5 protein-coding genes and 2 pseudogenes are annotated in these 8514 nt (G+C 63.0%); all 7 read right to left on the bottom strand.

Annotated features, from left to right (window positions below; all coding sequences use genetic code 11):
- Window positions 1-171, bottom strand: a pseudogene (locus LD28_RS23820) (multidrug effflux MFS transporter); the annotation flags it as partial.
- 115 nt (window positions 172-286) lie between these two features.
- Window positions 287-1981, bottom strand: coding sequence for a hypothetical protein (locus LD28_RS0110355; RefSeq protein ID WP_033136889.1), 1695 nt, complete (start codon window positions 1979-1981; stop codon window positions 287-289).
- A 58-nt stretch (window positions 1982-2039) separates the two neighbouring features.
- Window positions 2040-3425 carry a hypothetical protein gene (locus LD28_RS0110350; RefSeq protein WP_156120178.1) on the bottom strand — a complete coding sequence of 462 codons (1386 nt, stop codon included), beginning with the start codon at window positions 3423-3425 and terminating at the stop codon, window positions 2040-2042.
- Between the two features lie 143 nt (window positions 3426-3568).
- Window positions 3569-4129, bottom strand: coding sequence for a hypothetical protein (locus tag LD28_RS0110345; protein ID WP_033136888.1), 561 nt, complete (start codon window positions 4127-4129; stop codon window positions 3569-3571).
- A gap of 140 nt (window positions 4130-4269) precedes the next feature.
- On the bottom strand, window positions 4270-5694 hold the full coding sequence (locus LD28_RS0110340) for an NAD(P)/FAD-dependent oxidoreductase (protein ID WP_033136887.1): 1425 nt from the start codon (window positions 5692-5694) through the stop codon (window positions 4270-4272).
- A gap of 102 nt (window positions 5695-5796) precedes the next feature.
- On the bottom strand, window positions 5797-6636 hold the full coding sequence (locus tag LD28_RS0110335) for an FTR1 family iron permease (protein WP_033136886.1): 840 nt from the start codon (window positions 6634-6636) through the stop codon (window positions 5797-5799).
- Window positions 6636-8514: pseudogene (locus tag LD28_RS0110330) on the bottom strand (hypothetical protein); the annotation flags it as partial. The pseudogene LD28_RS0110330 and the gene LD28_RS0110335, both read right to left, overlap by 1 nt.

Genomic DNA, 8514 nt, shown 5'->3' with positions numbered 1-8514 from the left:
GATGGTGAGCTGGGCGCCGTCGATGCTGGTGGCGAGATCCCGGGCTATGGCCGGAATGGCGGGCAGATACATGTCCACCGCCAGCGGATTCAGGCCCGCCAGGGCGCCCAGCAGGATAAAGAGAAAACGAGGGGAGAGCATGGTGGCCTGGGGGGGCTGTGCTTGGGGCATAGGGTATCCGCTGATGAACCTTGGTTGAAAAAATGGGAGAAGGGCGAGTCTATCAGGTTTGCCCCTGCTCGGCATGACGTTCCTGCCCCCTCAAAAGGGGGAGGTGCCCGGCCGCTCAGGCGCCTTGGGGATCATTCTTGTGTTCGTGCCGGTGTATGGCTCGGATCACTCCCCCGAGCCAGAGTAGCCAGGCCAGCAACGAGACGGCATAACCGAGCCGCTCCGGCCAGCGGGCGGTGAGGGTAAAGGTGAGACTGTGTTGTCCGGGGGGCACCCAGACCTGTACCAGCCCGTTGCGGGTGCTACTGACGCTTAGGGGCAGATGCTGGTCGAGCGTTGCCTGCCAGCCCGGGTAGTTAAATTGGTGCAGGATCAGCTTGGCGGGCTCGGGGGCATCCACGGTCAATTCGATATGGCGCGGCTGCCAGCGCAGGATCTGCCACGATACCCCTAGCTGCTCGCTGGTGATGGCGGGTTGAAACTCATCTTTCCAGGCCAGCAGTGTGGGGGCAAACATGCCGCGCGGCACCTGCTTTGGTCGGTATTCGCGGGCGCTGCGCTTGCTGTCAAACTCCCCATCAAGCTGACTCTTGACGGGTGCTTGGGTGAGCGGCGCCTCGCGTACATAGAGCCCTTGCGAGAGCAGTGTGACGGTAAGTAGCAGCCACCAGAGCCACTGCCACGGGCGATAGGTGGGGGTGCCCAGCGCCACCACGGCGACAGTAGCGATGACCAGCAGCAGATTGAGGCGCCAGGGAAATTGCACCAGCTGCAACGGGGTGATCAGGCGCCACAGGGGCTCGCTTGGGGGCAGCATCATCAGAAAGCTCAGGGTGCCAATGACCCCCCAGAGCAGCAGTTCGGGATGGCGTGGCTCGCGAGCGGCCGCCCAGCCTACCAGCAGCAGGGCCTGGGTGAGCAGAGTCAGCCAGGCGAGATGACCGCGAAAGCGCCAGTCATCCCGGCTCTGGGGCAGGCGGTCGAGAAAGTTGCGCTGAAATTCGAACATGCCGGTGCGCATCTGTTCCATGGAGATCCCCCCCTGATCCAGTAGAGCGGGCAGCAGCAGCAGGCTGGCCATCGCTAGTCCCCAGAGCTGGCCGATCAGGGTGCCGATGATCGGGGAGGCTGTGACAGGGGCACTGACAAGCGCAGTGCTCCTCTTGCCACGCCAGATCAGCAGCAGGCTGCGCAGGGTGAGCAAGCCCAGAATAAGCAGGGTGCTCGGCAGGTGGGAGAGCACCAGCATGGCCACCGCGAAGGCGAGCAGCAGCAAGGCAAAGGGGGCGCGGCGGCAGAGGCGATCCTGCGCCAGCAGTGCCAGCGGCGCCCAGACGAAGGCCCAGCTCTCCGCCAGGGCAAAGCGGGCGTAGATATCGATAGCCAGATGATAGGGCAGCGCCATATAGAGCAGACTAACCACCAGTGCCCGCCCGTTGCCGGCAAAGGGGCGCAACCAGAGATAGGCAAACAGGCCGGAGAGCCAGAGTGCCACGCTGCTGCTCCAGAGTAGCGGCGTCATCGCCTCGTGGGCCAGTGGGGTGGGGCCGGCGAACAGGGCGCTCACATAGTAGGGCAGGGGGGGATAGAAGAAAAAAACCGGGCTGCCAAAGGCGCCGTTCATCTCCATCAGCCAGCGCGGATAGAGCTCTCCTTGCCACAGCTGCACGGCAAAGAAGTGACCGGAGAGCAGGTGGTGAAACAGGTCATGGCCCTGACTGCCTCCGCGTAGCCAGAATGGCAGCAACAGGAGGGCGCAGGCCCCGGTCAGCACCGATAAAACCCACAGCCACTCTCTGGTTACACGCATAAGGAGACTCATCTGTTATGGATGCGCAGTGAGTGTAACCGAGTTGTTCCCCTATTTTTTAGTTGTCTTGGTGGGTTTTTGTGCTCTTTCTGTGTTTTCTGTCACTTTGTCCATGGCTTGTCTGCAGTGAGGGAATGGCTAGCCAGAGTCCGGGCTCGGCGGCAAAGCGCGGGGCAAACCAGTGTTGATCCACCTCAGTGGGCATCTCGCTCGCTGCTATCGGGCGGCGACTGAGGCGGCAGGCACTTTGCTTGAGCGCGAGGCTGGCATCCCCCTTGTACCAGCCATCGGTGACGGCCAAGGCTGTGGTCTCCCGCAGCAGCCGCACTCCCCACTGGGTCACCAGTGCCGGGCAGGTTTTTTCTGCCACCCTGGCCGCCAGCACCATGGCGGGCGGGCGGGGCAGGGTGAAGGTCGCGCCGAGCAGCAGCAATCCAGCCACCGCTGCCAGCCCCTCGCCACGGCGTGGCAGCCAGCCTGCCAGCAGCACGATACCGAGCAGGGTGATGGGCGCCAGATGGCGGGGATTATCTGGATTCTGGCCAAACAGGGTCCAGAGCAGCAGAGCGAGCCAGTAGATCGTCCAGAGCGGGGATAAGGCGGCTGGGTGGCCTTTTGAGCGCTGCCAGAGTGGCATTACTAGCAGCCCTCCGACAGCCAAGGGCCAAAGCGGGGTGAGCTGCTCGTTGAAGGTGTTCGCCCAGCTCAGCAGCCGATCGCCATGGGCCGCCGCAGTGTTGCCCCACAGGGTAAAGTGACCGTCGGTAAAGCGTTGCCCCTCGCTGAAATAGGCCCAGCCATCGGCCTGCCAGACAAAGAGCAGGCTTATCAGTCCTACCAATGCGATGGGGAGCACAAACCTGACGCGCGTTCCCTGCTGCGCCAGCCCGAGCCAGAGCGGCAGCAGCGTCAGCACAAAATAGGAGGGGCGCAGGGCCAGCAGCAGACCCAGCAAAAGACCGGCCAGCGCGATTCTGCGCTGCTGCAAAGCCAGCAGCGCCCCGAGCCAGGCTGCGAGCGCGGGCCCATCCGAGAGGCCGGAGAGCGCCAGCGTCGGGGTGAGCGGCAGGGCCAATACCAGCAGCCAGACGGGGGTGAACAGGCTCGGCCGTTGCCATAACTTCACCGCCAGCAAGGCGGCGAGCGGCGCCAGCAAACTGCTACCGAGCAGACTTGCCCACTGCACCGCGCGGGCCGGATCGTCCACCGCCAGATTGATCAGCCGCGCCAGCCAGATAAAGGCGGGGTAGCCCGGAAAGTGGGGGGAGAACTCCAGCACGCTAAAGCGCGTCACCCCGTGGGCGAAATTGAGGGCATCGTCGGAATCGAGGGCTACTGGGAAGGCCAGCAGCCAGCAAAGCCAGGCCAGTTGCAGCAGAATGAGCTGCCAAATGGTGATTGAGCAGGAGGACACCCAACGCCGAGGCGTTGCCTTCCCCCTCATCCCCATCCCTTCTCCCTCCAGGGGAGAAGGGGGCAAACCGGCGTCCGGGGGCATCTATCGGCAGGCCGCACGTAGGGTAGGTAGAGCAAAGCGAAACCCACCGTTTTTCACAGCGAGATGGCGCAATGACAGGCTGGTTGCCATCAAAGCGGCGCCAGCACGGCCATCAGTGCTTTTTCTGCATCGCTAAAGGCGGCGGCATCGGCGGGCTTGGCGCCCACCCCGAATACCCCCGGGTTGCCGATGGCATCCAGCACCTTGGCCAGCGCCTGTTCGGCTGCCTTGCGATCCCCTTCACTGAGGGAGGGGAGGATCAAGTCGAGGAAGCGCTTGCTCTTGACCACCAGCACCTTGGCGCTCTGGTAGTCGCCAAGATTCTGGCTGGCCCCTTCGAGGCGGCGTTCGATCTCCGCCTTATAGGCGCGGTTGAGCAGGGCGGCGGTGGCGGCAGCATCTTTTCCCTTGATGGCGGCGGCCAGCGGCGCCTGCAGCTCCACCTTGTGGTGCTGTTCCAGATAGGCCAGCTCCTCGGCAATCTCGCTCAAGGTGGCGCTGGCATCCTTGCCGTCAGTGGCGGCGGTCAGCAGCGCTTCGCGGGCGTCGATCAGCGGCTCCTTGCCTGCTGCGGCGTAGGAGTAAGCCTGCGCCTGCCCGCTCAGGGCCAGCAGCAGGGTGAGGGCAAGTAAACCCGGGCGGATGGTCATCCTGTTCTCCTTACTTATGCCAAGAGGTTATGCCAATGGCGCGGCCACTCAGGCAACGCTCTGGGTCTCGATCACGGTATTTTCGTTGCGATGGTTGAAGGTGTTGCGGCGTCTGTCTACCTGTTGGACACCGATAATCCTCATGCCACGCTCTGGGTTTCAATGACGGTATTTTCGTTGCGATGGTTAAAGATGGCGTGGCGTCTGTCCACCCCGTCGATCACCATGTCGGCGGCCATCATCCCCATCTCCATGGCGGTGTCGGTGAAGATGTAGCGGAATGTTCCCTGACGGCCGGTCATGATGAGGTTGCCAATCGGCATCAGCGCCTTGATCGCTTCGTTGCGACGGGCCTGATAGCCAAGATCCATCAGCGGATAGGCGTACTCGCTGCGGGCTTCGAACGTCTCATCGCCAAGCTTGGCGGTATCAACGCCGAGGCTGGCGAGATCAGCGGTGACCCGCCCGCGCAGATCAGAGAGCGGTGCCTGCCAGGTGGCATCCCCCGGATTGCAGGGGATCTCCAGCATCACCGAGGTCTGGCCCTGTGGCGCCATAAAGGGGCTGCGGCGGCGCGGCTCCTGCAGGCGGGTCGCCAGAATATGGGGGTCGGAGAGGTACTGCCAGGTGTTGTCCGACAGGTTCTCCTGCTTGAGCGGCATATTGACGAAGCGAAGCGACCGGTATTGGAGATCGCACGGCAAGCCCAGATGCTGGCAGGTGAGCGGCAGCGGCAGGGTGGAGATCACCTGATCAAAGTGCTCGCTCTGCTCGGCGCCATCTTGTTGCCAATACACCCGTCCAATGCGGCCATCGGCTTGCTCAAGGCGGGTGATGGTAGCGCCGGTTTTGAGTTCGACTCCCTCGGCCACCAGCCGCTCCCCCAGGGTGGTGAAGATCTGGCCGAAGCCATATTTGGGGTAGCGGTATTTGCGGGCATAGGTGCGCACCGAGATACTGCCGTTGCGTCTTGGCAGCAGGCGACGCGCCACGTCTTTGAGATCGATGAGGCTGATGCGCTGGCCGGCCCAGTCGGCGGAGAGCTTGTCCGGGTTGATGCCCCACAGTTTGCCGGTGTAGCCCTCGAAGAACTGACGGTAGAGGGTGCGGCCGAAGTGACTCTGGATCCACTCGGCAAAGCTCGCCTTGGCGAAATCATCCGGCTTCTTGCTAAAGGGCAACAGCAGCAAGTCTTTCACCGCACCGGCCATCAGTGCCAGCGGGGCGGTCTTGAGCAGGTTGGGCAGGTTCAAGGGGTAGTCATAGGTGCGCCCGCCAAAGCGGATCACGCTCTTGCGCTCGGCGTGGAGCAGGTCATCCCCCATCAGTTCGTCGATAAAGGCGAGCAGCTCGGGGTTTTTGGTGATAAAGCGGTGGCCGCCGTAGTCGAAGCGATACTCCCCATCGCGCCCCTTGAAGGTCTGGGTGGCGCACATGCCGCCGACCACCGGCTCCTGCTCGAACAGGGTGACTGCAAAACCGGCGCGGCGCAGGCGCCAGGCAGCCATCAAACCGGCGGGGCCAGCCCCCAGCACGGCAATGTTTTTCTTGTTGTTATCGCTCATGACCTATTCCGAAACTGCTTGATAGATAAGGGAACCGCACCGAGGCGCGGCTCCCGAATGGTGTTATTACCCCGTGGCCTTGCTGCCACAGGGCGTGCGGGCTTAGCCCTTGCCAGTCGCGGCACTTACCTGAGGGCGATAGCTGCGCTGCCAGAGGGTAACGAAGATCGCCAGATAGAGGGCCCAGGTCAGCAGCTGCAAGCCAGCGGGTGAGGCATTGTAGCCAAACAGGGCGCGCAGGAAGGTACCAAATACCCCCTGATCGTCGAGAATGTGGCTGATGTCGAACACCGGCGTGGTCCAGAAGGTGATGATGTCTGCCGCCTGCAACATGTTGACGGCGGACGAGAGCAAGCCTGCGGCGATGATGATGATGAGCAGCCCGGTCCAGCGGAAGAAGGGGGCCAGCGCCACCTTGCGGGTGGAGCGCAGCAGCCCCCACACCAGCGCGATGGAGACCAGCAGCCCCGCCAGCGCGCCTATCAGGCCAGATTGCAGATCCACCCCTTGGCCGGAGTAGAGCAGGGCGGAGAAGAAGAGCACGGTTTCAAACCCTTCGCGCATCACCGCCAGGAAGGCGAGCAGCACCAGACCAAACAGGTTGCCACCATCGATGGCCGCATCGATGCGCGCCGTCATGGCTCCCACCTGGGATTTGGCCTGCTTTTGCATCCAGATCGCCATATAGGTGAGCACTAAGGTGGCGAAAATGAGGATCCCAGCCATCAAGAGGTGGTTATAGCGCTCGCTCTCGAACTGGCTCACCACCACCTGGAACAGGAAGGCGACGACTAGGGAGGCGATAAGGCCAAGCCCCACCCCCAGATAGATGAACTTGTTGTAGCGGCTCGCTCCCAGCTTGGCGAGGTAGGAGAGGCAGATGCCGACCAGCAGAAAGGCTTCCAGCCCCTCGCGCAGGGTAATGAGAAAACTTGCAAACATCAGGATTGAGGCTCCGTAGCGGGCGTGATGGGGAGAGGCTGCAGGGTAAGTTGCAACCGATTTAGCTGCACTATGGGTGGCTCCGGCAAGCTCGGCTCGGCGGCGCGCACCGCATCATTGACCCACTTGGGGTAGGTGCGGAAATTGAGTTTGATATCGGCCTTGAAGGGCCCTTGGGCATCTGCGGGTAGCGGCCAAGCTTCATCACGCCAGCCATCGGCCGGAATGCGGGTATCTTCCAAGAGCTTGGCGTAACGCCAGAACTTGAGCCCCACCGGCTTGCCCTCGGCATCGCCGAACACTTTGCGAAACAGCCGCGCATCCTCAGGGACGGCGCCATCCACTGGCTGGCCGCTTTTGAGCACCACCTTGCCGCTGGCGTCGGTGACGGTCAGCTCCAGCCAGAGTTCACGAAAATCGGCCACCCCGGTGGGTAGGGCATGGCCTGCGCCGGTATTGGCGACCCGCACCACCAGCCGCTGACTATCGGCAGCCGGTTCGATACGGGCGGAGAGGGTCGCGCTGGAGCGCAGCAGGGCCAGACTCTCCTGTTCAAGGTCGGGATTGCGCAGCCCCACCAGCTGGTGCTGGGCGCCGGTAAAGTTGTGGCGATAGAGCCGCGTCTTCATGGTGCCGTTTTCGGTGGACTGGCCCGCCACCGGCGCGCCGCTATTGCCCGGCTCCGGGTTCATATGGCAGTCGATGCAGGTGCGCCGCTTGGCAGGATCCTCGGCCTTGGCGAAGCTGGATTTTTCCCACTCGTCCCAGGTGTTGACGATATTGGCGCCGGTGCCCGGGGCAAACTCGTTGTGGCACGACTTGCACAGAGCCGCGTCGCGGTAGAAATCCTTTTGATAGGAGGCTTTGTGGGCCGCCGGACGGGCGTTGATCTGCCGCTCAGCCATCCAGTGCTGGAGGCTGCCGCCCGGGGCATCCTCGAACACATAGCTCTCGCGGTCTTTCAAATTCACGGTAAAGGCGCTGTTGCCGCCCGCGTCTTCCACTTTGGTGATGCGATGGCAGAGCACGCAGCTGGTCCCTTCCTCAACCACAGGTTCGCCAGCCTTGTGGGCGGCAATCAGGGAGGCGCCGCCCTGCTCGAACATATGAGAGCCTTTGGGCAGTTCCATCTGGCCGGTCATTACCTGCTGGGGCATATGGCAGCCCTGACACCACTGACCAAACGCTTCCCCTTCGGTTTCGCGGGCCAGCGCCTGCACCACCTTGTAGTAGGGGTGTGAGTTGCCCATCAGCCGGTGGTTGCTCTCGCTCCAATCCTTGAACGCTTGGCTGTGGCAGTTCTGGCAGGAGGCGGAGTTGAGCCACGCCTTCGGGTGAGTGGTCGGCGCCTTGGCGGGGTCCGTGCGCGGGGCATCGAGCCGCAGCCAGTTGGCGAGATAGGGGAGGTTGCCATCGGCGGTGACGAAGGCGTGCAGATCCTCCATCATTGCCTTCACCTCGGGCTGAGGCTTGGAGGGATCAACTGCCTCGGCCCCATCGCGGGTGTCATGGCCCATACCGCCCTGGGTCCGCTGGGTCATGCGCAGGTATTCGCCGACAAAATCCCCCGCCACCATGTTGGTGAGGTTGGCGTGGCCGTTGATGGCGTTGTCGCCGCTCTTCTGGCGATGGGCCGCCATCAGATAGCGGTTAGTGAAGTTGAACCCGTCCAGATGGCAGGAGTTGCAGCTCATCCAGTTGTCCCCCGCCATGGGGAAGCGTGAGTTGGACGCTGTGTTACCAAGGTTGAACAGCCGCTCGCCGCGCTGAAGCGGCTCGGGGCGCGGATCCGTCTCTACCAGTTTGACGAAGTGGGGCACATCGACGGTGACCCGGGCGAAGGGGCCGCTGCCGCCGCTATTGAGGCGGGTAAGATCC

It is taken from the genome of Aeromonas finlandensis (genome assembly GCF_000764645.1).
In the GTDB taxonomy this organism is placed as follows: domain Bacteria; phylum Pseudomonadota; class Gammaproteobacteria; order Enterobacterales; family Aeromonadaceae; genus Aeromonas; species Aeromonas finlandensis.
Note: the sequence above shows the minus strand (reverse complement) of the source record. Positions and strands in the feature narration are given on the sequence as shown.